The 25320-nt window shown below is 56.2% G+C and carries 22 protein-coding genes; 20 read left to right on the top strand and 2 right to left on the bottom strand.

Annotated features, from left to right (window positions below; translation table 11 throughout):
* Positions 1 to 18: 18 nt before the first annotated feature.
* Entirely contained in the window at positions 19 to 255 is a 237-nt protein-coding gene (locus tag EDC56_RS05750; RefSeq protein WP_123711521.1) for a hypothetical protein, read from the bottom strand.
* Positions 256 to 353: 98 nt separating this feature from the next.
* On the opposite strand from EDC56_RS05750, the gene EDC56_RS05745 reads away from it, so the two are divergent.
* Both EDC56_RS05745 and fabV read left to right on the top strand, forming a co-directional pair.
* Positions 354 to 659, top strand: coding sequence for a hypothetical protein (locus EDC56_RS05745; protein WP_148059329.1), 306 nt, complete (start codon positions 354 to 356; stop codon positions 657 to 659).
* 301 nt (positions 660 to 960) lie between these two features.
* On the top strand, positions 961 to 2151 hold the full coding sequence (gene fabV, locus EDC56_RS05740) for an enoyl-ACP reductase FabV (protein ID WP_123711519.1): 1191 nt from the start codon (positions 961 to 963) through the stop codon (positions 2149 to 2151).
* 77 nt (positions 2152 to 2228) lie between these two features.
* Here the strand turns inward: fabV and EDC56_RS05735 are convergent, their stop codons facing one another.
* Positions 2229 to 4097 carry a choice-of-anchor I family protein gene (locus EDC56_RS05735; protein WP_123711518.1) on the bottom strand — a complete coding sequence of 623 codons (1869 nt, stop codon included), beginning with the start codon at positions 4095 to 4097 and terminating at the stop codon, positions 2229 to 2231.
* A 201-nt stretch (positions 4098 to 4298) separates the two neighbouring features.
* Here EDC56_RS05735 and EDC56_RS05730 point away from each other — a divergent pair, with 201 nt between their 5' ends.
* The 18 genes from EDC56_RS05730 to EDC56_RS05645 all read left to right on the top strand — a co-directional run bounded on the left by EDC56_RS05730 (position 4299) and on the right by EDC56_RS05645 (position 25278).
* Entirely contained in the window at positions 4299 to 5147 is an 849-nt protein-coding gene (locus tag EDC56_RS05730) for an MBL fold metallo-hydrolase (RefSeq protein ID WP_123711517.1), read from the top strand.
* A gap of 117 nt (positions 5148 to 5264) precedes the next feature.
* Positions 5265 to 6971 (top strand): FadD3 family acyl-CoA ligase, encoded by a 1707-nt coding sequence (locus EDC56_RS05725; protein ID WP_245980646.1) that lies wholly within the window; start codon positions 5265 to 5267, stop codon positions 6969 to 6971.
* A 27-nt stretch (positions 6972 to 6998) separates the two neighbouring features.
* Positions 6999 to 7499 (top strand): Lrp/AsnC family transcriptional regulator, encoded by a 501-nt coding sequence (locus EDC56_RS05720; protein WP_123711515.1) that lies wholly within the window; start codon positions 6999 to 7001, stop codon positions 7497 to 7499.
* A gap of 36 nt (positions 7500 to 7535) precedes the next feature.
* Positions 7536 to 8003: an Lrp/AsnC family transcriptional regulator gene (locus EDC56_RS05715; protein WP_123711514.1), complete on the top strand. Its 468-nt coding sequence runs from the start codon at positions 7536 to 7538 to the stop codon at positions 8001 to 8003.
* A 272-nt stretch (positions 8004 to 8275) separates the two neighbouring features.
* Positions 8276 to 9151, top strand: coding sequence for a CoA transferase subunit A (locus tag EDC56_RS05710; protein ID WP_123711513.1), 876 nt, complete (start codon positions 8276 to 8278; stop codon positions 9149 to 9151).
* A 46-nt stretch (positions 9152 to 9197) separates the two neighbouring features.
* Entirely contained in the window at positions 9198 to 9998 is an 801-nt protein-coding gene (locus tag EDC56_RS05705) for a CoA-transferase subunit beta (protein WP_123711512.1), read from the top strand.
* A gap of 212 nt (positions 9999 to 10210) precedes the next feature.
* Positions 10211 to 11320, top strand: coding sequence for an NAD(P)H-dependent flavin oxidoreductase (locus EDC56_RS05700; protein ID WP_123711511.1), 1110 nt, complete (start codon positions 10211 to 10213; stop codon positions 11318 to 11320).
* Between the two features lie 14 nt (positions 11321 to 11334).
* A complete protein-coding gene (locus tag EDC56_RS05695) occupies positions 11335 to 12099 on the top strand; it encodes an enoyl-CoA hydratase family protein (RefSeq protein ID WP_123711510.1) in 765 nt (254 codons plus the stop codon).
* A 106-nt stretch (positions 12100 to 12205) separates the two neighbouring features.
* A complete protein-coding gene (locus tag EDC56_RS05690; protein WP_245980644.1) occupies positions 12206 to 13381 on the top strand; it encodes an acyl-CoA dehydrogenase family protein in 1176 nt (391 codons plus the stop codon).
* A gap of 12 nt (positions 13382 to 13393) precedes the next feature.
* Entirely contained in the window at positions 13394 to 14449 is a 1056-nt protein-coding gene (locus EDC56_RS05685) for an acyl-CoA dehydrogenase family protein (RefSeq protein WP_123711509.1), read from the top strand.
* 96 nt (positions 14450 to 14545) lie between these two features.
* The gene (locus EDC56_RS05680; protein WP_123711508.1) at positions 14546 to 15748 is read left to right on the top strand and encodes an acetyl-CoA C-acetyltransferase; all 1203 of its coding nucleotides are present in this window, start codon (positions 14546 to 14548) and stop codon (positions 15746 to 15748) included.
* Between the two features lie 234 nt (positions 15749 to 15982).
* Positions 15983 to 16870 (top strand): SDR family oxidoreductase, encoded by an 888-nt coding sequence (locus tag EDC56_RS05675; RefSeq protein ID WP_123711507.1) that lies wholly within the window; start codon positions 15983 to 15985, stop codon positions 16868 to 16870.
* 59 nt (positions 16871 to 16929) lie between these two features.
* Positions 16930 to 18066 (top strand): acyl-CoA dehydrogenase family protein, encoded by a 1137-nt coding sequence (locus EDC56_RS05670; RefSeq protein WP_123711506.1) that lies wholly within the window; start codon positions 16930 to 16932, stop codon positions 18064 to 18066.
* Between the two features lie 13 nt (positions 18067 to 18079).
* Positions 18080 to 19282: an acyl-CoA dehydrogenase family protein gene (locus tag EDC56_RS05665; RefSeq protein WP_123711505.1), complete on the top strand. Its 1203-nt coding sequence runs from the start codon at positions 18080 to 18082 to the stop codon at positions 19280 to 19282.
* 416 nt (positions 19283 to 19698) lie between these two features.
* The gene (locus tag EDC56_RS05660; protein ID WP_123711504.1) at positions 19699 to 20493 is read left to right on the top strand and encodes an SDR family oxidoreductase; all 795 of its coding nucleotides are present in this window, start codon (positions 19699 to 19701) and stop codon (positions 20491 to 20493) included.
* A 206-nt stretch (positions 20494 to 20699) separates the two neighbouring features.
* Positions 20700 to 21902, top strand: a complete 1203-nt coding sequence (locus tag EDC56_RS05655) for a thiolase family protein (protein WP_123711503.1) — start codon at positions 20700 to 20702, stop codon at positions 21900 to 21902.
* A 423-nt stretch (positions 21903 to 22325) separates the two neighbouring features.
* Positions 22326 to 23327, top strand: coding sequence for a hypothetical protein (locus EDC56_RS05650; protein WP_123711794.1), 1002 nt, complete (start codon positions 22326 to 22328; stop codon positions 23325 to 23327).
* 334 nt (positions 23328 to 23661) lie between these two features.
* Entirely contained in the window at positions 23662 to 25278 is a 1617-nt protein-coding gene (locus EDC56_RS05645; protein ID WP_123711502.1) for an RNA-directed DNA polymerase, read from the top strand.
* Positions 25279 to 25320 lie beyond the last annotated feature (42 nt).

The following is a 25320-nucleotide window of genomic DNA, read 5'->3' as shown; positions in this document are numbered from 1 at the left end:
GTGGCCTCGCCGTGACACCTAGGTTAGATCCGGGGCGATGTAGGCTTCGCTGGCATCGCTCTTGAGGTGGTGGTCGAGGTCGGCGCGGCGCTCGGCGCGCAGGGTCAGCCAATTTTCCCACTCGATATGGTCGGAACCGAGTACCTTGGCGTCGACACCTTTGAAGGCGAAGACGACCAGGCAGCGCTCCATCGGCCAGCTGGAATCACCGACAGAGTAAGCCTGCAGGGGCTGTTTGTGGATATCGTTACTCATGCTGTCTCGTGTCTCACTCGTGATTGGAGGCAAGTTATACCGCAGACGCCGTCATTAGCCAAGGGCGGATGGACAGACGATGATGAAAGCGCCGAAGATTGGCTATGCTTAGTGACATCGCGGCAGTACGGAGCGAGATGATGAGGGCTTTGAGTGAGACGATAGCGGCGCTGTGGCGCTGGTTGCTGGCACTGTTCTGGCGCCTGTGGCGACGCTTCAGCGAGCGCAAGTATTTGCTGCGGTTTCGCTCGGGCTCGTCGAGCCGGCGACGGCGCGACTGGGTGAAGAACTTGTGGTTGATCATGGGCGGGGTGATGTTGATCGTCGGCCAGTTAAGTTGGATCGTGGGGTTGGCGCTGTTGACGGTGTTTCTGAGCTTTATGATCTTGGATGAGGGCCGCTAGGCGGCTTGTCGGCAGACTGCCGCGTATTGACTGTTTGCATTTTCACCGTATGCCCCCACTCTATAGAACAGTAAGATCATCTTTAGTCAGCTGATATCCATCATGATGTTGCTGTGTCGAGTGATTGCCAGGGCCGCCGTCAAAGACTCAGCGGATAGTTGACAGTGACTACTAGTGATTCAGCGGCAGACGTTTATAATACCGCTCCTAAGTACGCTGTTGGCCTCGGTTAACAGCATCTGGAGCTCAACTTTTTACCGGCCGATTGTGTTTGAAATCGGCGACAATGACAGGTACCGCAATGATTATTAAGCCTCGTGTTCGTGGTTTTATGTGTATCACCTCGCATCCAGCGGGTTGTGAAGAGAACGTTAGACAACAGATCGAATACGTTAAGGCGCAGGGAGCGATTGCAGGCGCTCCTAAGCGTGTCCTAGTCATCGGTGCCTCAACCGGTTACGGTTTGGCCTCGCGCATCTCGGCGGCCTTCGGCGGCGGCGCCTCGACCCTCGGCCTGTTCTTCGAGAAGCCGGGCACCGAGACCAAGCCGGGCACGGCGGGCTGGTACAACTCTGCTGCCTTCCACAAGTTTGCCGAGCAAGAGGGCCTGTACGCCAAGAGCATCAACGGCGACGCCTTCAGCGATGAGATCAAGCAGCAGACCATCGAGGTGATCAAGCGCGACCTGGGCCAGGTCGACCTGGTGGTCTACAGCTTGGCCTCGCCACGCCGCACCCACCCGAAGACCGGTGAGGTGTTCAACTCTTGCCTGAAGCCAATCGGCAGCGACGTGACCCTGCGTGGCATCAACACTGACAAGCAGGTTATTCAAGAGGTGACGCTGCCTGCCGCCGAGGGTGACGACATCAGCAACACCGTCAACGTCATGGGTGGCGAAGACTGGCAGATGTGGATGGACGCGCTGGGCGAAGCCGGTGTGTTGGCCGACGGTGCTAAGACCACCGCCTATACCTACCTCGGTGAGAAGGTCACTCAGGACATCTACTGGAACGGCACCATCGGCGAGGCGAAGAAAGACCTCGATAAGAAGGTGATCGATATCCGTGCCAAGCTGGCCGCCCACGGTGGCGATGCTCGCGTCTCTGTACTCAAGGCCGTTGTTACTCAGGCCAGCTCGGCGATCCCAGTGATGCCGCTCTACCTGTCACTGCTGTTCAAGGTGATGAAGGAAGCGGGTACTCACGAAGGCTGCATCGAGCAGGTCTACGGCCTGTTCCGCGACAGCCTTTATGGCGATCAGCCGATTATCGACGAAGATGGCCGCCTGCGCGCCGACGGTAAAGAGCTTGAGCCTGCGATTCAGCAGCAGGTCGAGGCACTGTGGGATCAGGTGACCACCGAGAACATCCCTGAGATGACTGACTTCGTCGACTACAAGCATGAGTTCATGCGCCTGTTCGGCTTCGAGATGGAGAACGTCGACTACACCGCTGACGTCGACACCAAGGTCGATATCGCCGGCGTCGAGTAATCGACAAGCGATAATCGCACGGACAAAAAAGGCGCCCTTAGGGCGCCTTTTTTATGCTCTGCTGATAGTGCTGCGGCTTACTTGATCTCGTAGACCGAGGTGGTGCCACTGACCTCGTTACCGACCAGCAACAACGGGTGACCGGTGGGGCTGTGTGCCGCCTCGACAAACTTCATGCCCTCGGGGCCGAGGTCGCCGGCGCTGGCCAGTTCGTTTTCGATGTCGCTATCGAGGTTGCGGTTGAGGGTGTACTCGAGGAAGCGGGGGCTGCTGGGCTCAGTGATGTCGTAGAGCATGATGCCGCCGGTGCGCTCGAGGCCGATGAAGGCGTAGTGGCGCTCGTCGATCAGGCCGATGGCGAGGGCTTCGGGCTCGGGACCCTTGTCGTCGGAGCGGTTATCAAAGGCGTTCTCGTCGTTATTGTTGTTGAAGCCTTGGCTGCCGAGTTGCGTCGCGGTGATCTGCTCGAAGTCATCGCCGGAGTTGAACACCCGCTCGCCGCTATCGGCGTTGAAGATGCTGAAGGAGCGACCACCGAAGGCATAGAGGGCCTCGTATTCACCGCTGGCGTTGCGACCCTGGTCGCGCATCACCTTCAGACGACCGAGCTGTGCGTTGTCCTGCAGACTGCTGTCGAAGATGCTGGCATCAAGATCTAGCTTGCCGATGCGCTTTTCGTCGACCCAGGAGAAACAGCTGCCGTCATCGTAGTCGTGGCCGGCGGCCTCGCAGCTGGCCTCGTCGGTGCTGTAGCTGTACTCCCGCGAGTCACCCTCGTTGGCGGTGACCACGTAGCGGGTGTCGTTCAGGCTGTAGCTGGCGATGCTGTCGGGCATCGGCAGGCCGTAGAGGTGTTGGTAGCGGCGAATGTTGATGCCGTCGTTGACGGTGCTGCACTTGCCGTCGGCGATGTCGTCCTCATCGCAGGCGTCTTTATTGCTGGCGTCGAGGCCGTTGTCGACGGCGCCGTGATCGATGCTGCCGAGGGCGAAGATGCGCTCGATATGGGGGTTATCGAGATCGATGACGGCGATGGCATTGTTTTCCTGCAGCGACACATAGGCGGTGCTGTTATCGGCAGAGAAGGCGACATACTCCGGCTCGAGGTCCTGGGCGACGGTAGCGCCGGGGTGCGAGATGCGGACGCCCGCGGGCAGCTCGGCGGCGCGGCTGCCATCGCTATTGAACTCGTTGAAGCGTAGCTGGCTGGCCTCGCTGGCCGGGCTGCCGTCGGTGACGGCGATGACGCTGATACTGCCTTCGGGGTCGTTGCTGTAGTCGCCGGAGGGTTCGCCCTCGTTGGCCGACACTACCCAGCGGCCGTCGCTGGAGATCTGGACGTTGTCGGGTAGCGCACCGGCCTCGACGGCGCTGATGAAGGTGGCTGCACCCAGGTTATCGAGCTGGTAGAAGGCGATGAAACCGTCGGCCTGACGGGCATCGTTTTCTACCGCGACGGCCATCAGATTACCGTTGACGGCGACGCTGTTGATGCCGCCGCTGGTGAAGCCGGTGACGGCCTGTTCGACATCGGCACCGACATCCAGTTGGCTGCGGCGGCTGAGGTTGCTGTTCGATGTAGGCTCGCTGAGTGCCTCGCTGTCGAGCTCGCTGGCGTCGAGGATGTCGACGCGGCTGGCGGCGGCGTTAATGACTAAGATGCTCTGGCTGGCGGCGTGAAAGCTGACAATCTCGGCCATGCCCTGGTCAAGTTGCTGGCCGTCGTTGAAGCGCCCGATCAGCGTCATGCTGGGGTCGGTTGGTGCTGGTGCTGGTGCTGGTTCGGGTGCCGGTGTTGGCGTCGGCGGTGGCACTGGCGTGTTATCAGAACCGTCGGAACCGCAACCGCTGATCATCAATAGCGTGCTGGCGAGCAGGAAATTACGTTTACAAAACAGCGGGGCATTTTTTTTTGCAGCATTAAATTTTTTTGCAGCACTCAACATAGGTGTCTCTCTGATAATGATTATTTTTCAGGGACGTTTTACCGGTGTTTTATGACATATGTGAGGCGAAAATATGAAGGATTTGTGACGGCTTGCGGAAGTTTGCAGTCGTCATAATAAAAAAAATAATAACGCATTTGCTATCATTGTTGCCGCGCAATAAAGTGTGTTAGGCAGTTTGAATAATAATAAGGTTGTACTATGAAGATTACGCACGGCGAACTCGTCACCCTGAATCCGTGGGTGCGCCGCATCACCGCGCCCAACCCCGGGCCGTTGACCGGCGAGGGCACCAATACCTATATCATCGGCCGGCAACACGTGGCGGTGATCGATCCCGGTCCCATCGAACAGGGCCACGCCGAGCTGATTTATCAGCTGTTGACGGCGCAGGGGTGCACGATTACGCATATCATCATGACCCATACCCACCCGGACCACTCGCCTGCCGGTCGCCGTCTCGCCGAGCTCAGCGGTGCGCCCCAGATCGGCAAGGCGGCGGATGACCAACAGTTCCAAGACGAATTATTCGTCGCCGATGAGGAGCTGTTTGACGGCTGGCAGCTGCGCACCGAGGAGTTTGAGCTGCAGGCGATCTTCACCCCCGGCCACGTCAGCAACCACTACTGCCTGCTGGAGAAAAATAGCGGCCTATTGCTGGCCGGCGACCATCTGATGAATGGTTCGACGGTGGTGATCGTGCCGCCGTCGGGGGATATGTACGATTACATTGCCTCGTTAGAGAAGCTGCGGCAGTACCCCATTGCGGCGATTGGCCCGGCGCACGGCGAGGTGGTGGCAGAGCCGTGGGCGATGATCGACGCCGTCATCGCCCACCGCATGGGGCGGGAGCAGAAGGTGGTGCAGGCGCTGGCCGGTGCGGGCGAGCAGAGCATGGCGCAGCTGGTGGCGGCGGTCTACGACGACGTGCCGGAGGCGATGCACGGAATGGCGATATTTTCGCTCGAGGCGCATCTATTGAAGCTCAAGCGGGAGCGACGTATCGAGCAGCGCGGCGACTGTTGGTGGATGGCGAAGGTGACGGGCTAGTACCTCGCCGTCTTTGTCGCGGGTGAAATTAATACGCCGGGGGTCGCAGCAAGGTGTGAGTGTTGCTTCGATATTCGTAGAAAAGTAAGCAAATTACTACGCATACTGGTTGCGCCTGTGCAGGCTTGCTTCTACTATAGATCGCCAAATAACAAGATAAAATCGCCAAATAACAATATAAAACCGCCAAATAACAATATACCTGGCTCACCCATAATTATTAGAGAGGACAGCCCCGTGACGCACGCTGCCCAAGCGATGACGCTGCCTGCTGTGATTGAAGCGGCCGTAGCGCGCTATGCCGATAACATCGCCATCCAAGATGGCAATACCCAGTGGAGCTTCCGCCAGCTCGCCGAACAGGCGAATTTTGCCGCGCGTGCGGTGATGGCGGCCGGCGTCGACAAGGGCGACCGCGTCGCCATCTGGGCGCCCAACGTCGTCGAATGGATCGTCGCGGCGATCGGCCTACAGCAGGCCGGCGCAATCCTCGTGCCGCTGAACACACGTCTACAGGGTAGCGAGGCGGCGGACATCATCGACCGTTCCGGGGCCAAGCTGTTGTTTACTTATCCACAGCTGGAGAAGGGCGCGGTACTGGATCTGTTGGCGCAGCAATCGTTGCCACAGTTACAGCAGATCGTGTTACTGCAGGGCGATGATGCACGCGCCACCAGCTGGGGGCAATTCCTCGAGAGTGGTGAGACGGTGACTGCCGAGCGTGCCAGCGCGCGCGCCGCCTCGATCAGCGCCGAAGACCCGATGGATATGTTGTTCACCTCGGGCACCACGGGCAAGCCGAAGGGCGTGCTGTGTAACCACGGACAGAATATCCGCGTGTTCGAGCAGTGGGCGGCCACCGTCGGCTTGCGCAGCGATGACAACTATTTGATCATTAATCCATTCTTCCATAGCTTCGGTTACAAGGCGGGCTGGTTGGCTTGTCTGTTGACCGGTGCTAAAATCCTGCCGGTGCTGGCCTTCGACAAAGACAAAGTGCTGGCACAGATCGCCGCCGACCAGGTGACGATGCTGCCGGGGGCGCCATCGCTATACGAGATGATTCTCGCCCATCCACAGCGCCAGGACTACGATATTTCCAGTTTGCGCCTCGGTGTCACCGGCGCGGCCGCGGTGCCGGTACAGCTGGTCAAAGACATGCGTGAACAGCTCGGCTTCGAGGTGGTGGTGACCGCCTACGGCTTGACCGAATCCTGTGGCGTGGTGACTATCTGCCGCCCCGACGATGATCCGGAGACCATCTCCAAGACCTCCGGTCGTGCCATCGATGGTGTCGAGGTGAAGTGTGCCGACCCGGCCACCGGTGTCGAGGTGGCGCGCGGTGCCGAGGGCGAGATCTGGGTGCGTGGCTACAACGTCATGCAGGGCTACTTCGATATGCCGGAGGCGACGCGTGAGGCCATCGACAGCGACGGTTGGATGCGTACCGGCGACATCGGGGTGATGGATGCGCGCGGTTACCTGACCATCACCGATCGCCTGAAAGACATGTACATCATGAACGGCGAGAATGTCTACCCGGCCGAGATCGAGAAGGTGATCTACGGCGTCGAGGGGGTGGCACAGGTCGCCGTGATCGGTGTCGACAAGCCGCCGCAGGGCGAGGTGGGGATGGCCTTTGTGGTGCGTCAGCCCGGCAGCGATGTCGATGAAGAGGCGATCAAGCAGGCCTGCGCGGCACAGCTGGCGCGTTATAAGTGTCCGTATTTTGTCGAGTTCATCGCGGCGTTACCGCTGAATGCCTCGGGCAAGGTGGTGAAGCCAGAATTGAAGAAGCGGGTTGCCGCCAGGGCGGCAACCTAGTGTGTTGTTAAGTTGTAGAGGAACATCATGACTGATTACCGAGATGCGGTGAGTAGCCGCATCGCCAGTGCCAATAACTTGGCGCTCGACGATGTCGACTACCAGATCATCGCGCTGTTGCGCACCGACGGCCGCATGCCTTATCGCAGCCTGGCCAAGGAACTCGGCTTGACCGAGGCGACGGTGCGAGCGCGGGTCAAGCGTCTCGAGGAGTCGGAAACCATGCGTGTGGTCGCCGTCACCGATATCGAGGCGGCGGGCTTCGGCATGCTGCTGGCCGTCGGTGTTCAGGTCGAGGGCCGTCCGGCGCTGGACGTGTCGACGGACCTGGCCAAGGTCGAGGGCGTCTATTCGGTCAGTCAGGTGGTCGGCAGTCACGATATCGAGGTGCTGAGCATCGCCCAGGATCAGCAGGCGGTCGACGCGATGCTGCGGCAGCTGGCCGAGGTGAAGGGGGTGCGCAAGATCATGCCCTCGATGGCCGTCGATGTGCTGAAGAACCAGCCCAACTGGGTGCCCTTTGAATAGCGCCGCGGGCGCGATGGTTGCGATGAGAGTGAGACTATGAGTAAACGCCGTTTAGATGATGTGGACGAACAGATCCTCAAGTTCTTGTCCCGGGATGCGCGCATCAGCAACCGCAAGATTGCCGCCGAGTTGGGCATTACCGAGGGCACCGTGCGCTCGCGGATCAAGCGCATGCAGGATGAGAAGCTGATTCGCATCACCGCCGTCACCAACATCGAAAAGCTGAAGAACCCCTGTCTGGCCTTTATCTGGGTCGATGTCGACTACAGCAGCGACGTCGATCAGATCGCCGCGCAGTTGAGTGAGATTCCGGCGATGGGTTTTGTCGCCAAGATGCTCGGCCGCTTCGACATCCTCGCCATCACGCTGGTGCAGGACACCGAGCAGTTGACTGACTTCCTACACTCCAATATCAGCACCATCAAAGGCATTCGTCGTACCGAGACCTCGCTAGGGGTTAACTTTGTCAAGCACGACTACCGGGTCAGTCGTATTGTCGGCTAGGCCGCTTGTGTCGCATTAACGCAAACTTAATAAAAAACCACCCTTTATCGTTGGTATGCGTAGCAAAAAGCTGTAAAAATAATGAATAATAAGCTTTTTGCTGTTAATAATATAAGAATGCGTATTTGTGCTCCGTTTATTGCCCGGGATGTCCTCCGGTCTAGCTCTCCCCTCGGTGTGACCCGCGACGGCGTCAACGAGCGGTAGCGGGGCGCAGATTCAGCACTAGTACAAACAATAAAATCAACTAGACAACATGATGAGGAAGCTCCATGGATAAGCGAATGACCATTCAAGACATGGTTGGCGAGCTACGCGACGGTATGACGATCGGTATCGGCGGCTGGGGACCACGTCGCAAGCCGATGGCGGTGATCCGTGAGATCTTGCGTTCAGATGTGAAAGACTTGACCGTCGTCGCCTACGGCGGTGCCGATGTCGGCATGCTCTGCGCGGCCGGCAAGGTCAAGAAAGTGGTTTTTGCCTTCGTCTCGCTCGACTTTATCCCGCTGGAACCCTACTTCCGCCAGGCCCGCCAGAAGGGCGCCATCGAGACCATGGAGATCGATGAGGGCATGATGTTGCTAGGCCTGCGCGCCGCCGCCTGGGGCATGCCGTTCATGCCGACCAAGATTGGTCTGGGTACCGACGTGTTGAAGGTCAACCCCGAGATCAAGACCATCGATAGCCCCTACGATGAGAAAGAGTGGGTGGCGATGCCGGCGCTGAAGCTGGACGTCTCCTTCCTGCACGCCGACCGTGCCGACAGCCGCGGTGTCTGCCAGTCCAAGGGCCCCGACTTCTTCATGGATGAGTGGTTCGCCCGCGCCGCCGACCAGACCTTTGTCACCTGTGAGGAGATCGTCGAGAGCGAATACTTCAACGATCCTGTCGAGTCGCGTTACGTGCTCTGGGAGCGCACCATGACCCAGGGCGTTGCCTGTGTACCCGGCGGCGCACACCCCAGTTCCTGTCAGCCCGGCTACGGCTTCGATGTCCCGCACTTCAAGGAATATAACGCCAGCGCCAAAGACGGTGGTTTTGCCGCGTATTTTGACAAGTACATCAAAGACAGCAGTGAAGCAGAGTACCAAGAGAAAGTCGGCGGCTTAGACGCCATCCAGAAATTGCCGCAGCCGGTGTATTAATTGGCCCGCAATTGAGCGTCTAACAGTCACTAAGGAAAATACTATTATGAGCACACCCGCTACTGATTACACCCTAGCCGAATTGATGATTGTCGCGGCTTCTCAATCCTTCGCCAACGAGGGCGAAGTCCTCGCCACCGGTATTGGCGTCATCCCGCGCATCGCCGCTTCACTGGCGATGAAGACCACTAATCCGGACTTGATGATGACCGACTCGGAGGCATATTTACTGCACGAGCCGAACCCGCTGAGCCGCGACAGTGAATACGTGCAGCGCAACGAGACCTGGATGGGCTTTAGCCGCATCTTCGACAACGTCTGGAGCGGCAAGCGTCACGCGATGATCGGGCCGACGCAGATCGACCGCTTCGGTCAGGCCAATATCTCTTGCATCGGCGGCACCTACGAGCAGCCCAAGGTGCAGATGCTCGGCATGCGCGGCCTGCCCGGTAACTCGATCAGCCACGGCAACTCGTTCTTCGTGCCCAGCCACAACAGCCGCGTCTTCGTTGCCGGCGAGTGTGATGTGGTCAACTCGATCGGCTACAACCCCGAGCGTCTGCCCAAGGGTTATAGCTTCGACGATATCGAGATCGGGCTGATTATCACCGATCTCTGTGTGTTGGATTTCGGCGGTGCCAACAAGGCGGTGCGCCTGGTGTCGCTACACCCCGGCATTACCGTTGAGCAGGTGGTCGAGAACACCGGCTTCCCGCTGGAGATCCCCGCCGACGTCGCCATTACGGCGGCCCCAACGGAGCAGCAGCTGGAGATCATCCGCGCCATCGATCCCCGCGACTTCCGTTCCAAGCAGCTCAAAGACAACCCGAAAGGGGACCGTTCTTAAGCGCTGTTTTTGCGCGCCGCGTTAACCCAAATGGGGTTTTCGCGGCGTCGTGCCTTTCAGCATAATGAATAACGACTCGGTGCTAACGCGGGGTTTGTTGGGCGATTGATCGCTCGGCGACGCCAACGATAACAAACACCGAGATCTGCGAAATAACACACGCCTTTAGCCGGCCGATGGTGGCTGAAGGTCAGACGGTAAAGGTGCTGTAAATGTCCGATCAGTTGAACACCAGGCTCACCGAGCTACTGGGTTGTCGTTACCCGGTGGTACAGACCGCCATGGGCTGGGTCGCCGATCCCAATCTTGTTGCCGGCACCTCCAACGCCGGTGGTTTCGGCTTTTTGGCCGGCGCCACGATTCCCCCCGAAGAGGTCGAGCGCGACATCCTGCGCACCAAGGAATTAACCGACCAGCGCTTTGGCATCAACTTCCACATGTACCAGCCCAACGCCAGCGAGATCATCGATCTGGTGATTAAGCATGGCATCAAGGCGGTCAGCTACTCGCGCTCGCCGGGCAAGGAAATGGTCGCCAAGCTGAAGGATAACGGCGTCGTCTGCATGCCGACCATCGGCCTGCCGAAGCATGCCTTGAAGGCGATTGAGATGGGCGCCGATGCGGTCACCGTGCAGGGGGGCGAGGGCGGTGGTCACACCGGTTCGGTGCCGACCAGCCTACTGATCCCGCAGGTGGTCGACGCCGTCGCCGGCCGCGTGCCGGTCGTCGCCGCCGGTGGTTTCAAAGATGGCCGTGGCCTCGTCGCAGCGCTGTCGTTTGGTGCCGATGGTATCGCCATGGGCACGCGCTTCCTGATGAGTCAGGAGTCGCCGACACCGGCGCAGACCAAGCAGCGCTACGTCGACTGCCAGACACCACAGAGCATCATCGTCTCCACGGCGATGGATGGCCTGCCGCAGCGCATGATCGTCAACCAGATGCTCGAGGAGCTGGAGAAGGCCGGTACTGCCAAGCGCCTGCTGATCGCCCTGCGCAACGGCCTGAAGTTCCGCAAGTTCACCGGTGCCAGCATCTTCAGCCTGCTGCAGTCGGCGCTGGCGATGACCAAGACCGGCGACATCACCCCGGCCCAGGCCATCATGTCGGCCAACGCGCCGATGATTATTCAGAAGGCGATGGTCGATGGCCTGCCCGACGAGGGGGTGCTGCCCTCGGGTCAGGTGGCCGGTGTCATCGACAGCCTGCTCAGCTGTGAACAGATTATTAGCGGTATCGTCAGTGAGGCCGAGCAGCGTCTCGCCCACCTCGCCACCCTCACTTCCTCTAGCGCCGCAGCCCCCGTTGCCGCCGCCGTCGAATAACAAGAGAAACTACCATGCAAAAGCCTTTTAAGCTCACTATCGAAAACGGCGTCGCCGAACTGATCTTCGACAAGCCACCGGTCAACGCCTTCTCCTCTGTCGAGTGGGCGCAGATTGCCGCCGAGATCGAGGCGCTAGGCAACAACGATGCCTGCCGCGTGATCATCATCGCCGCCGAGGGTCGTGGCTTCTGTGCCGGTGTCGATATCAAAGAGCTCGACGCCGATGACTCACTGATCGTCAAGGTCAACAAGGGCAACTACGACACCTTCAAGGCCATTCATCTCAACGATAAGCCGGTGATCGTCGCCGTGCACGGCTTCGTACTTGGTGGCGGTATCGGCATCTCCGGCGCTGCCGACATCATCATCGCCTCCGAGTGTGCCACCTTCGCTGTGCCCGAGGTCGATCGCGGTGCGATGGGCGGCGGTGCCCATCTGCAGCGTATGTTCCCGGTGCAGAAAGTGCGCTACATGTATTTTACCGGTCTGCCGATCGACGCCGCCGAAGCCTATCGTCTGGGTGCCGTCGAGCGCGTGGTGCCGCGTGAGCAGTTGTTGCCCGTGGCCCGAGAGATTGCCGACGCCATCGCCGAGAAGTCGCCGCGGATGATCGCGCTGGCGAAAGAGGCGCTGACCGGCATCGAAGACGGCAACCTGGAAGACAAGTACCGCTCCGAGCAGGGCTTCACCCTCGAGGCCTATCAGTCGCCGGATTCAGCGGAATCACGCGATGCCTTCGTCAACAAGCGCGAGGCGGCGTTTTCTGAAGCCAATTAATACCGCTGCAACAGAGCGCAGCAATAATTAATAGAAAAACAGACAGCAACGATAAATAGAAAAATAAACAGCATTGAGCGACCAATCGACTCAACCGAAGAGGCTGATGATGGATTTAAATTTTACCGCTGAACACGACGCTTTCCGCCAGGAAGTGCGTGCCTGGCTGGCAGCGAACGTACCTGCCGAGCCGCTAAAAACCTACGACACCGCCGAGGGCTTCCAACAACACCGCGAGTGGGAAGCCAAGATGAACGAGGGGCGTTGGGGCATGGTGACCTGGCCGAGCGAGCTCGGTGGACGTGATGCCGATCTGATTCAGTGGTTAATTTTCGAGGAAGAGTATTTCCGCGCCAAGGCACCGAGCCGAGTCAACCAGAACGGCATCTTCCTGCTCGGCCCGACGCTGATGGAATACGGCACCGACGAGCAGAAGGCGGAGATCCTGCCGAAGATGGCCGACGGTACCGAGGTCTGGGCGCAGGGGTGGTCTGAGCCCGGTGCTGGCTCTGACATGGCGGCGGTACGCGCCAAGGCCGAACTCAGCGATTGCGGCGATTACTACATCGTCAACGGCCAGAAGACCTGGTCCACCCGCGCGGTGTGGGCCGACCAGTGTTTCGGCATGTTCCGTACCGATCCGGAGTCGAAGCGTCACAAGGGCCTGACCTTTATCCTGGTGCCGCTGGATCTCGAGGGCATCACCGTCAACCCGATTCCGCAGCTGGACGGCCTGCCAGGCTTCGCTGAAATCTTCTTCGACAACGTCAAGGTGCCGGTCAACCGTCGCCTCGGTGACGAGGGGCAGGGCTGGGAAGTGGCGATGGCGACGGCCGGTTTCGAGCGCGGTTTGATGCTGCGTTCACCGGCGCGTTTTCAACAGACGGCCAAGCGTTTGGTCGAGCTGTACAAGGAAAACCAGGCCTCGGCCGATCGTGACCCGGCGATTCGCGACGCCGTGGTGAAGGCCTATATGGCGGCGGAATCTTACTGCCTGACCACCTTCGAGACCGCCTGTCGCTTGATCAAGGGCGGTAAGATCGGTGCCGAGTCATCGACCAATAAGATCTTCTGGTCAGAGCTGGACCAGACCATGCACGAGGTGGCGATGGATATCCTCGCCGCCCGCGCTGAGCTGGAGCCGTTTGCGCCACAGGCCAAGGGTGTCGGCAGCTGGTTAGACGGTTTCTTGTTCGCACAGTCGGGGCCGATCTACGCCGGCACCAACGAAATTCAACGTAACATCATTGCCGAGCGGATGCTCGGTATGCCACGTAAATAAGGGGTCGCGATAATGGATTTTACTTTTAACGAAGACCAGTTGCTGTTTCAGGAAGGCGTGCGCGACTTCCTGACCAATGAAGTGACCCCGGAGAAAATTCGCGAGTTGTGGGAGACCGATAGCGGTCGCAGCCCGGCGCTGTGGGGCCAGCTGACCGAGCTTGGCCTGACCGGTCTCACCGTGCCCGAAGCCTTCGGCGGCATGGGTATGAACGAACTCGACTTCGTCCTGCTAGCACAGGAGTGTGGCTACGTGGCACTGCCCGAGCCGCTGGTACAGACGGTATTGGTAGCGGTGCCGACGCTAGTTAACTCTTCTAACGAAGACCTAAAGGCGAAGTGGTTGCCTCAGGTGGCCGAGGGTGCGGCGACGATTGCCGTCGGCCTCGAGCAGAATCTGCTGGTGGAAGATGCCCACATCGCCGATCTGTTATTGATGGAAAAGAACGGCAACCTCTACGCCGTTGAACAGGCCGACGTGACGCTGGAATATAATCAGTCCGTCGACCCCAGCCGCAAGCTCTATCAGGTCAGCTTCGATGAGAGCAGGGCAATGGTGGTTGCCGAGGGTGACGAGGCGCAGGCACTGGTTAACGGCGCGCTCAACCGTGGCGCCCTCGGCTGTGCTGCACAGGCGCTGGGACTGACGCAGCGGATGATCGATATCTCGGTACAGTACACCTCGGAGCGCACCCAGTTCGGTGTGGCCATCGGCACCTTCCAGGCGGTGAAGCACCGCATGGCCAACGTCGCCGTGCCGCTGGAATACGCCAAGGCCACCGTCGCCCAAGCCGCCTACGCCATCGCTAACAACGTCTCGTCTGTGGATAAGAATGTCTCCCACGCCAAGTCGATGGCCTGTGCGGCGTCGCTATTGGGGGCAAAAAACTCTATTCAGGTGCACGGTGCGATGGGTTATACCTGGGAAGTGAACCTGCATATTTATATGAAGCGAGCCTGGGCACTGGATAAGACCTGGGGCGATCAGGCCTTCCACAAGGGCCGTGTCGCCGAGGCGATTTTTGCCGACGATGCACTGCTCGGCGCCGGTAATACTTTTGTTCGTTAATATCATGATCCGTTAATAGCGCCGTTTTGATAACAATAAAACGGCTTTATCAATAAAAACGGTTTTTATAAATAACAAATTTTCGAGGATAAGATCATGGCTGAAGCTTATATTGTCGATGCAGTGCGCAGTCCTACCGGTCGTCGTAAAGGCGGCTTAAGTGACGTGCACGGCGCCGATTTGGGTGCCCACGTATTGAAGGCGATCGTCGAGCGCAACAATATTCCCGACGGCGACTATGACGATGTCATCTTCGGCTGTTGTGACACTGTTGGCCCGTTAGCCGGCGATATCGCGCGCACCTGTTGGTTGGCCGCCGGTCTCGACGATGGCGTGCCGGGGACGACGATCGATCGCCAGTGTGGCTCGTCGCAGCAGGCGGTTCACTTTGCCGCGCAGGCGATCATGTCCGGCTGCATGGATGTCGTTGTCGCCGGTGGCGTGCAGACGATGACGCAGATTCCGATTTCCTATGCGATGACGGCGGCGGAGCCCCTTGGATTTAGCGACCCGTTCACCGGTTCTACCGGTTGGGTAGAGCGTTACGGTAAGCAGCCACCGACGCAGTTTAACTCGGCGCAGATGATTGCCGACAAGTGGGATATCAGCCGTGCCGAGCTCGAGGCTTATTCGCTGCAGTCGCACGAGCGCGCCATCGGTGCGATTCAAGAGGGCAAGTTCAAGCGTGAGATCGTGCCGCTGAACGGTGTCGAGGACGATGAGACGCCACGCGATACGACGCTGGAGAAGATGGCCGAGCTGGACTATCTGTTCGGCTGTGACAAGGTTACCGCGGCGGTGTCGAGCCAGACTTGTGATGCCTCGTCGGCGATGCTGATTGTCTCGGCAGCGGCACTGGAGAAGTACGACCTGAAGCCCCGCGCCCGTATCCACCACATGAGCGTGCGTGCCACCGACCCGATCTGGATGTTGACCGCGCCGATCCCGGCCACCCAGTACGCCCTCGATAAGTGCGGCCTGACCCTGGACGATATCGACCTGGTTGAGATCAACGAGGCCTTCGCCTCCGTGGTGATGGCTTGGTTGAAAGAGACCGGCTACCCGATCGAGAAGACCAACGTCAACGGCGGTGCTATCGCCTTGGGTCATCCGTTAGGCGCTTCAGGCACCAAGCTGATGACGACGCTGCTGCACGAGCTGGAGCGCACCGGCGGTCGCTACGGTTTACAGACCATGTGTGAGGGCGGTGGCCAGGCCAACGTTACCATCATCGAGCGTCTAGACAGTGATTTGCAGTCTAACAGCCGACGTTATAGTGCGACGAAAACACGTTTTTAATGATGACCGCTAGCGATGTGTGAAAGCGTTTAATAGCCCATCGCTCCATGCTTCAATAAGCAATAACGCGTGATAAAAATTAAAGCGTAAATTCGCATTGGAATTTTAAAAAACATAAAAAAAGATTTTGAAATAGAGCCTGAAAAAAACCTTAAAACAGATCTTAAGGCAGGTCTTAAAAAACAGAATTAAAAAAAGATTTGAAAAAACAACTTTAAAAACAGGAATAACATCATGGCTATTTGTCAGGATCGTGTTGTCATCATCACCGGCGCCGGTGGTGGTCTAGGAGCCGCACACGCCAAGGTCTTCGCCAGTGAAGGTGCCAGCGTCGTGGTTAACGATATCAATGAGGCGGCGGCGCAGGCCGTGGTCGATGAGATTGTCGCCAGCGGTGGCAAGGCCGTGGTTAACACCTCGGACATCACCAACTACGAAGACAGCGGCAACGCGGTGAAGCAGGCGATCGATACCTTCGGCGATCTGCACATCGTGCTCAACAACGCCGGTGTCAACCGCGATCGTATGTTTGCCTCGATGACCGAGGTGGAGTGGGACACCATCATGGCGGTGCACTTGAAGGGCCATTTCTGCATCAGCTCGCACGCCGTGCAGTATTGGCGCGATCAGTCGAAGGCCGGTAAGGCCGTCGACGCCCGCATCATCAATACCACCTCGGGTGCTGGTTTACAGGGTTCTGTTGGCCAGTCGAACTACGCTGCTGCCAAGGCCGGCATCGCCGCGTTGACCCTTAACCAGGCGGCTGAGCTGGGGCGTTATGGCATCACCGCCAACGCCGTGGCACCGGCGGCACGGACCGGCATGACCACCGCCGTCGAGGCGATGGCGACACGCATGGCCAAGCCGGAAGACGACAGCTTCGATTACTGGGCGCCGGAAAACGTCTCAACGCTGCTGGCGTGGTTGGCTTCCAGCGAGGCGGCCGAGGTGACCGGCCGGGTATTTGAATCCGAGGGCGGCAAGATCTCTATTGCCGATGGCTGGCGTTCAACCGCGGGCATCGAGAAGAATGCCCAGTGGGCACCGAGTGAGATTGGTGCAGCGATGAAGCAGTTGCTCGAGCAGGAAGTGCCGGCGCAGAAGGTCTACGGCAGCAAGTAAGTTCGCCGACGCTTTTTGTGCATCACCCATAGACAAATAATGATAACGACGGGGTTCCCATGGAATTCGCATTTACCGAAGAACAGGTAATGATCCGCGACACCGCAGCGAGTTTTTTAGCTGATGTGTCGAACTCTGAAGCCATCCGCGAGGCGATGGCGACGGAACAGGGCTACAGCACGGCGTTGTGGCAGCGCATCTGTAGCGAGCTGTATTTTCAGGCCGTGACCATTCCAGAGGAATTTGGCGGCATGGGGCTCGGTTATGTCGAGTTGGTGGCGGTGATGGAGCAGATGGGCCGCTACGTGGTCTGTGCGCCGTACTTTTCCACTGTTTGTCTGGCCAGCAGCGCGCTGTTGGTGGCGGCTAACGAGGCACAGCAGGCAACGTATTTCGGTAAGATTCTCGACGGCGGCACGGCGACGTTGGCCTTTACCGGCAACGGTCAGTGGCACGCCGATGGCGTCACCGCCGAGTACCGTCGTGACGGCGAGCAGTTTATCGTCGACGGTGACTACCGTTATGTTATCGACGGCCACACCAGCGACAGCTTGGTGATTGCCGCCCGCGAGCAGGGCGGTGATAAGCTGGCGCTGTTTGTCTTGCCCGCCGATACCGCCGGGGTCGAGCGCACTTGGCGTCCGACCCTCGATCAGACCCGCAAGCAGGCCGATATTCGCTGCAACGGGGTGGTGCTGAGCGCGGAGAACTTGATGAGCGACGATGCCGCCGAGCCGTTGGCTAAGATTGTCGACTTGGCGACGGTGTGTCTGGCCGCCGAGCAGATGGGTGGCAGTCAGCAGGTGTTGGATATGACCGTCGAGTACACCAAGGAGCGGGTGCAGTTTAATCGCCCAGTGGCGAGTTTCCAGGCGGTGAAGCATCAGGCGGCGGATATGATGAGCCGTGCCGAGGCGTCTCGCTCCGGGGTTTACTACGCGGCTTGTATCGCCCAGGAAGCGTTGATCGATGGCCCCCTCGGCGGTGAGTTGCGCGAGGCGGCGAGCATCGCCAAGTCGTTTGTCTCCGAGGCGTATTTTAAAAACGCCGGTGATGCGCTGCAGTTACACGGCGGCGTCGGTTTCACCTGGGAGTACGATGTGCATCTCTACTTCAAGCGCGCCAAGGCCAGTGAGCATTACTTGGGTAACGCCGCCTACCACCGCGAGCGTCTCGCGACGCTGCTGTTAGATTAATCGGGGAGTCACCATGAAATTAAGTTTTAGCGCGGCAGATGAACAGTTTCGCATCGAAGTGGCGACCTGGTTAGAAGAGAACCTGGTGGGTGAGTTTGCCCAGTTACGCTATCGTGGCGGCCCCGGTGACGAGCATATGTTTCCCGAGGAGCGCAAGCGCTGGGAGCAGAAGTTGGCCGAGGGTGGCTGGACGTGTGTTGGCTGGCCCAAGGAGCACGGCGGTCGTGGTTGTTCGATCGAGCAGCAGGTGATCTTCCACGAGGAGTACGCCCGTGCCGGTGCCCCCGGCCACGTCGGTCATATCGGTGAGGGTCTGGCCGGCCCCACCATTATTGCCTTCGGTAGTGCGGCGCAGCAGGCGAAGTATTTGCCGGGCATCGTCGCCGGTAAGGAGTTATGGTGCCAGGGTTACTCGGAGCCGGGTGCCGGTTCTGATTTGGCTAACGTCAAAACCAAGGCGCATTTCGACGAGCAGAAGCAGCAGTGGGTGATCAACGGCCAGAAGGTGTGGACGTCGCTGGCCCATGAGTCAGACTATTGTTTTGTGATCGCCCGTACGGACCCGGATTCGGTGGCCCACAAGGGTTTGGGGTTCTTCTTAGTGAAGATGGATCAGCCCGGTGTCGAGGTACGCGGTATTGAGCAGTTGACGGGCACCAGTGAGTTTAACGAGGTGTTTTTCGATGATGCGGTGTGTGCCGCCGATGATATCGTCGGTGAGCCGGGCCAGGGTTGGGCGGTGGCGATGGGCTTGCTCGGCTTCGAGCGTGGCGTGTCGACCCTCGGTCAGCAGATGCAGTTTCAGAACGAGCTCAATCAGGTGATTACGCTGGCGAAGGAGAATGGCGCTGCCAGTGATCCGGTGATTCGTCAGCGTATTGCCGAGGCCCACGCCGGCTTGAAGATTATGCGTTATAACTCGATGCGCACGTTGTCGGGGGCCGATGATGGTAGTCTGCAGAAAGAGGCGTTGATGTATAAGTTGTTCTGGGCGACTTGGCACCGGGACTTGGGTGAGTTGGCGATGGATGTGATGGGCCCCGAGGCAGAGATGTTAGACGGCGGCCCCTATGAGTTGAGCCGCTTGCAGTCGATGTATTTGTTTGTCCGCTCGGACACGATTTACGGCGGCACTAACGAGATTCAGCGCAACATCATCGCCGAGCGAGGCTTGGGTATGCCGCGTGAGCCACGGGTAACGATTAAGCCGCAGTAGGTGCTTACTTGCGGTCAGTCCTTGCGACTGCGGGTACAGGGAGCTTCGTTGCGCCCCTAACCCTGCTGCCGGGGACGCCGTGAAGACATCCTTGTCGGCTTGGGGACAGCATCCTTGCTGTCCACACCCCGCCAGCAGGGCTAGCGGCTTGCAGGGTAAGCGGTAGGTAAGCGCTTATTTAGCGCCCCTAACCCTGCTGTCGGGGACGCCGTGGATACTTCCCTGTAGGCTTGGGGACAGCATCCCTGCTGTCCACACCCCGCCAGCAGGGTTAGCGGCTTACTGGGGCTTAGGTTGCGCAATAGGGCCAGCGGCTTGCTCGCCACTTGAGATGGGCGGCGAGATGTAAACGTAGATAGATAAGTGAAGCAAAACAGTACATTCTGAACATAAAGATAAACAATAAAGGTAATAACATGATCGATCTGAAAGCTCCCGCCTACGTTGAAGGCCGCAACTTGATCGCCGGTAAGTCAGTACTCATTACGGCGGCAGCCGGTGCCGGCATCGGTTTTTCCGCGGCGGTAAGGGCGGCGGAAGAGGGCGCACGCGCTATTGTCATCAGCGATATCCACGAGGGCCGTTTAGAGAAAGCGGTCGCGGCGTTGAAGGAGCAGACAGGTCTGGCCGAGGTGTATGGCAAGGTCGGTAATGTAGTGGTGGAAGAGGATGTGCAGGGCTTGATCGGTTTCGCCGAAGAGAAGATGAACGGTGTGGATATCCTGATCAACAACGCCGGCCTCGGTACCTCGAAGTTATTGGTCGATATGGAAGATGAGGAGTGGGATAAGGTTATCAACGTCACCCTCAACGGCACCATGCGGATGACCCGTCACATGATGAAGGTGATGCGCGATCGCGGCCAGGGTGGGGTGATTGTGAATAACTCGTCGGTGCTGGGCTGGCGTGCGCAGAAGGAGCAGGCGCATTATGCCGCGGCCAAGGCTGGTGTGATGGCGTTGACCCGTTGTGCCGCGGTGGAGGCGGCGGAGTTTAATGTGCGCATTAATGCCGTGGCGCCGTCGATTGTCTTCCACCCGATGTTGTTGAAGTCGGCACCGGAGGAGTTGCTGAATGAGTTGAAGTCGAAGGAGGCTTATGGCCGTGCGGCAGAGGCGTGGGAGGTGGCTAACGTGATGATGTTCCTAGCGTCGGATTACTCGAGTTATATGACAGGCGAGATTCTGTCGTGTTCTAGCCAGAAGGGTTAATGCCCGGCTCTGGTGTTCGCCGTCAACCGTTTGCGTTTTTATCGCTCGTTTGAGCGATAGCGCTCGGGCACTGCTGCGATACACTGGGGCTCAGCTCAGTATTAACGGTGATGCCATGCTGCGTCGCCGCTGTATAACGATAATGAATTACTACTTAATCACTACTGTCGGCCGCTGCCGGGGGTGGATAACAAGAGAGCAGATCGATGAGAGAAGCAGTCATTGTAGCAACGGCCCGTACGGGCTTGGCCAAGTCATTCCGCGGTTCCTTTAACGATACCGAAGCACCGGCAATGGGCGGTCATGTGGTGAAGGCGTTGGTCGAGAAGACCGGTATCGATCCTGCAACCGTTGAAGATTGTATCTTCGGTGCCGCTGCCCAGCAGGGTACGCAGGCGTATAACCTCGGCCGTCTTTCTGCCATTGCCGGTGGTTTGCCAGAGAGCACGCCGGGTATGGCGATGGAGCGTCAGTGTGCTTCTGGCCTAATGACGATTGCCACTGCCGCTAAGGCGATTATGTGTGATGAGTACGATGTGGCCATCGCCGGTGGTGTCGAGTCGATTTCGCTGACACAGAATAAGCATAAGAACACCTATCGCAGTGTCTCGAAGACGGTACAGGCAATCGATGAGACAGCCTATATCCCAATGATCGAGACTGCTGAGGTTGTTGCCCAGCGTTATAACGTCAGCCGTGAGGCGCAGGATGCTTACGCGTTGTTGTCACAGCAGCGTACCGCAGCAGCGCAGGAGAACGGCGCCTTCGCTTCCGAGATTGTGCCGATGGCGGCGACGATGTCAGTGTTTAACAAAGAGACCAAAGAGGTCACTTACAAAGATGTAGTTGTGGATAAGGATGAGTGTAATCGTCCTAACACCACCGCCGAGAGTTTGGCCTCGCTGGAGCCGGTTTGGAAAGATGGCCAGTGGATTAAGCAGGGCACCTCGGTCACCGCCGGTAACGCCTCGCAGTTGTCCGATGGTGCAGCGGCGTGTTTGTTGATGGAGGCAGAGACGGCTAAGCAGCAAGGTCTAGAGCCCCTCGGTTATTATCGCGGTGTTGCCGTCGCCGGTTGTGCCGCCGACGAGATGGGTATTGGCCCGGTCTTCGCGATTCCTAAGCTACTGGCTAAGCATAATCTAACAGTTGACGATATTGGTCTGTGGGAGATTAACGAAGCTTTCGCCTCGCAGGTTGTTTACTGCCAGGATCAGTTGGGTATCGATATTGATAAGCTCAACGTTAACGGCGGCGCGATTTCGATCGGCCACCCGTTCGGCATGTCTGGTGCTCGCATGGTGGGTTCAGCCTTGTTAGAGGGCAAGCGCCGCGGTGTGAAGTATGTGGTGATCAGCATGTGTATCGGTGGCGGCATGGGTGCGGCCGGGTTGTTTGAGGTGGCTTAAGCCTCTTTGTAAACACTTTTTGTAAGCTTTTAAAAAACCGCCGTTGGGCGGTTTTTTTGTTCTGCTTGTGGGCCGTTGCGCGATGTTGCTCGCTGCTCAAAAAGAGAGACATTCGCGACGAGCAACATCGCGCAACGGCTTTGCTGTTTTGTGTTTTTTGGCAGAAATTGTTTTTTTGTAAATTATTATAGCTGTAATGGGGGCGTAGCTTTCAATCACAGTACCAGTACGGTAGTGTATCTCTCAATAATTGATAGAATGCCTTAGCCTTGGTTACCATGGGCTTACTTCATTATTATCAACAATAAACAAGCACAGCTATAACAAGGGCAAAACGCCCCATGCCAGCAAAAGCTGGCTTGAGTTCGCAACATTCAGTTGCCATTCGCGGCGTTAGCTGAAGACAAGAAGAAGGAATCAAAAATGGGATGGAAAGGAACAGTTCGATCAGTGGGGGCGGCAGTTCGTGCTGCGGAGAGAGATGCGAAAAGGAGGGCGAGGGAACTTGAAAGGCAGCAAAAAGAATATGACAAAATGCAGGAGCTAGAGAAAGCGAAATACGAAGTGGAAGTCTATGAAAATCATATTGATGTCATTCAATCAATCCACAAAGAATGTAGTGATCTAATAGACTGGAACAAAATTGCTTCATCTAAGCAGCCTACAGAACCTCAATATAGCAACGATAATGAATCGGAAGCTCGTCTATTGTTAGAGACATATAATCCTGGATTTTTATCTCGGCTATTCCGAAGGGAGAAAAAGAAAAGATCGAATCTTTCACAGAAAATTGATGAGGCTATTAAGGAAGATAAGGAGTGTCACAAATCTAGGGTCTCAAAATGGGAGCAAGAAGTAGAAGCGTGGAAAGAAAATACAGAAATAGCTAAAGCGCTTTTAGATGGTAAGGCAGAAGCTAAAATAGAAGTAATCGAGAGCCTTGAGCTATTCACAGAGATTTCTAATCTTGGGTCTAGTTTGTCAATCTCTGTCTACGATAATGGTGTTTTGGAGACAACAATAAATGTTCATGGTACTGATATAGTTCCAAACGAAGCAAAGAGCTTATTAAAAAGCGGGAAGTTATCAGTTAAGAATATGCCAAAAGGTAGATTCAATGAAATATATCAAGACTATGTCTGCAGCTGTGTATTGCGGGTAGGCAATGAACTATTTTCAGCTATACCTGACAACCTGATTATTGTAACAGCTGTAGACGAGCTGCTTAATTCAAAGACAGGCCATTTAGAGGAAGCCCCTATTTTATCAGCAGCACTATCACGTAGAGGAATAGAGCGCCTTAATTTAGAGGCAATTGATCCATCAGACTCCATGGCTAACTTTAAGCATAATATGTTGTTCAAAAAAACTAAGGGGTTCGATCGGGTTGAGCGTATAGAATCGGGGGAGTTAGAGTGTGCATAAAACTGTATATCTAAGCCAGCTATCTTATTTGTTGCAGATGATAGCAGCTATAGAAATACCCATCGTTATCTTGTTGTATATAATTAATTACGACGCGTTCAGAGGTCAATGAAGGTGGGTGTCTTGAAAGTTCTTATTTCCCGTGTCGACAAATAATAGGACGAAGCATACTTCGTCGCGGGGTAATCTTGACAGTCAATGGAAAATAAGGGTCGAAATAACAATGGGTTAAGGTAATTTCTCGGGCTAAAAACAATAAAATAATATATGCTGGCATCATATACAAATGTTAGAAGGCTTTTTTGAGATCATCACGTAGGATTAGAAATACCATATGCTAAAAGAGCTACTTGAAAAAGGATATTTCCCGAGCGAATTACCTGCACCCTTCACAACCAGTGATTATGCGGCGGCCATTTGCGATCCATCTTTACCCACCAGCTCTCCATACACATATGGCAAAAGAGGGCCGAAATATAATTCAAAATGTGCCGTATTCAACTTAGCTAGGCGAGGTAAGCTTCGCAGGGTTCTATCTATACCTAATCCTATTAATTACTACCATGCAGCAAAGTCCATTTCAGATAACTGGGCCGATATTGAAGCCCACTTTAAAAAGTCAGATCAATCTTTGAGCCGCCCTGTAGCTGATACATCTCGGGCGTTAAGTTGGGAAAAGGGGTTCGCGAAGCTTTCGAACGCAAAGCTTCAAACTCGATCTGCCTCAAAGTACATTCTTCAGGCTGATATAAGTAATTTTTACCCTTCGATTTACACTCATAGCATACCTTGGGCTCTTCATACTAAGTCTGTTGCTAAAAGTGGCTTTGGGTTTCATGCCAATATTGGCAATCAGATAGATACTCACATTAGAAATTGCCAAGAAATGCAAACGAAGGGTGTACCAATAGGTCCAGATGCATCTTTTGCAATAGCAGAAATAGTAATGACATCTATAGATGAGATGCTTATCCCTTTAGTCGGGGATAAGTATCATCGGTATATTGATGACTTTGAGTTTGGGTGCAGCTCGTATCAACAAGCAGAAACCACACTTGCGCGATTACAAGAAGTGTTAGAAGTATTCGAGCTCACCCTTAACTCTTCAAAAACAAGAATAATAGAAGCTCCATCACCACTTGATCCTATATGGTTGCACGAGCTTAAAAACTATAAATTCAGGACGGGAAAAACACAGCAAAGGAATGATTTCTTACACTATTTTGATCTGGTAATGGATTGCCTAAAGAAATTCCCGAATGATTCCATCGTTAAGTATGCAATATTAAAGTCTTCTTCACGGCTTATTTATCCCGAGAACTGGGCAGCATACCAGAGCATAATCTTACAATGGTCTATCGCAGAGCTAGGAATTCTACCGATAGCATTGGACTTCATTAAATTCTATGAAAGCAAAGGTTTTCCTATCAATAAAGATGAGTTACGGGAAACCTTGGAGTTCCATATAACTGAGCATGCCCCTATGGGACATACTAGCGAAGTGTCTTACGCTACATTTGGGATGATTCTTTTTGGTTTGAATTTCTCAGCTAGCGCAGTTGATATTCTTGCATCAATTGAGAATTCATTTATCGCATTACTTACCTTAGATGCTCAGCAGCAGGGGCTAATCCCCAACACATACACTTTTAGTTTATGGGAGTCGCTAATGACAGCTGCCGAGCTAAAAACATCGAATTGGCTTTTGGCGTATGAAGCACTGGTTAAGGGCTGGTTACCTTCTGCTTCAGGAGCCGACTACGTCTCTACCGATAATGGTTTTAAGTACTTAAAAGCAAAGGATGTTCACTTCTACGACACAACAGCAATTGCAGCGTATGCGCCTTCCGATAAATATTGGGCATTAAAGGAAATTACTCCTGAGCAGTTGAAGTACGTCATAGAGCCTTCTAACAATACGCTGCAGCCTACCTCGTACCTCGGCGGCTGAACTGGGCGTTAGATCACAATCACTCTAGAAATAGAATAAGAA

Source organism: Sinobacterium caligoides, from assembly GCF_003752585.1.
Lineage (GTDB): Bacteria > Pseudomonadota > Gammaproteobacteria > Pseudomonadales > Sinobacteriaceae > Sinobacterium > Sinobacterium caligoides.
The sequence above is the reverse complement of the archived record's forward strand: the minus strand, read 5'-3'. Positions and strand labels throughout refer to the sequence as shown.

Bases quoted from the DNA above. Each gene is read 5' to 3' on its own strand.
- EDC56_RS05665 (WP_123711505.1), top strand. From the start codon at position 18,080: ATGAAATTAAGTTTTAGCGCGGCAGATGAACAGTTTCGCATCGAAGTG.
- EDC56_RS05675 (WP_123711507.1), top strand. From the start codon at position 15,983: ATGGCTATTTGTCAGGATCGTGTTGTCATCATCACCGGCGCCGGTGGT.
- fabV (WP_123711519.1), top strand. From the start codon at position 961: ATGATTATTAAGCCTCGTGTTCGTGGTTTTATGTGTATCACCTCGCAT.
- EDC56_RS05700 (WP_123711511.1), top strand. From the start codon at position 10,211: ATGTCCGATCAGTTGAACACCAGGCTCACCGAGCTACTGGGTTGTCGT.
- EDC56_RS05735 (WP_123711518.1), bottom strand. From the start codon at position 4,097: ATGTTGAGTGCTGCAAAAAAATTTAATGCTGCAAAAAAAAATGCCCCG.
- EDC56_RS05650 (WP_123711794.1), top strand. From the start codon at position 22,326: ATGGGATGGAAAGGAACAGTTCGATCAGTGGGGGCGGCAGTTCGTGCT.
- EDC56_RS05710 (WP_123711513.1), top strand. From the start codon at position 8,276: ATGGATAAGCGAATGACCATTCAAGACATGGTTGGCGAGCTACGCGAC.
- EDC56_RS05695 (WP_123711510.1), top strand. From the start codon at position 11,335: ATGCAAAAGCCTTTTAAGCTCACTATCGAAAACGGCGTCGCCGAACTG.
- EDC56_RS05655 (WP_123711503.1), top strand. From the start codon at position 20,700: ATGAGAGAAGCAGTCATTGTAGCAACGGCCCGTACGGGCTTGGCCAAG.
- EDC56_RS05645 (WP_123711502.1), top strand. From the start codon at position 23,662: ATGCTAAAAGAGCTACTTGAAAAAGGATATTTCCCGAGCGAATTACCT.
- EDC56_RS05660 (WP_123711504.1), top strand. From the start codon at position 19,699: ATGATCGATCTGAAAGCTCCCGCCTACGTTGAAGGCCGCAACTTGATC.
- EDC56_RS05670 (WP_123711506.1), top strand. From the start codon at position 16,930: ATGGAATTCGCATTTACCGAAGAACAGGTAATGATCCGCGACACCGCA.
- EDC56_RS05685 (WP_123711509.1), top strand. From the start codon at position 13,394: ATGGATTTTACTTTTAACGAAGACCAGTTGCTGTTTCAGGAAGGCGTG.
- EDC56_RS05720 (WP_123711515.1), top strand. From the start codon at position 6,999: ATGACTGATTACCGAGATGCGGTGAGTAGCCGCATCGCCAGTGCCAAT.
- EDC56_RS05750 (WP_123711521.1), bottom strand. From the start codon at position 255: ATGAGTAACGATATCCACAAACAGCCCCTGCAGGCTTACTCTGTCGGT.
- EDC56_RS05730 (WP_123711517.1), top strand. From the start codon at position 4,299: ATGAAGATTACGCACGGCGAACTCGTCACCCTGAATCCGTGGGTGCGC.
- EDC56_RS05715 (WP_123711514.1), top strand. From the start codon at position 7,536: ATGAGTAAACGCCGTTTAGATGATGTGGACGAACAGATCCTCAAGTTC.
- EDC56_RS05705 (WP_123711512.1), top strand. From the start codon at position 9,198: ATGAGCACACCCGCTACTGATTACACCCTAGCCGAATTGATGATTGTC.
- EDC56_RS05690 (WP_245980644.1), top strand. From the start codon at position 12,206: ATGATGGATTTAAATTTTACCGCTGAACACGACGCTTTCCGCCAGGAA.
- EDC56_RS05680 (WP_123711508.1), top strand. From the start codon at position 14,546: ATGGCTGAAGCTTATATTGTCGATGCAGTGCGCAGTCCTACCGGTCGT.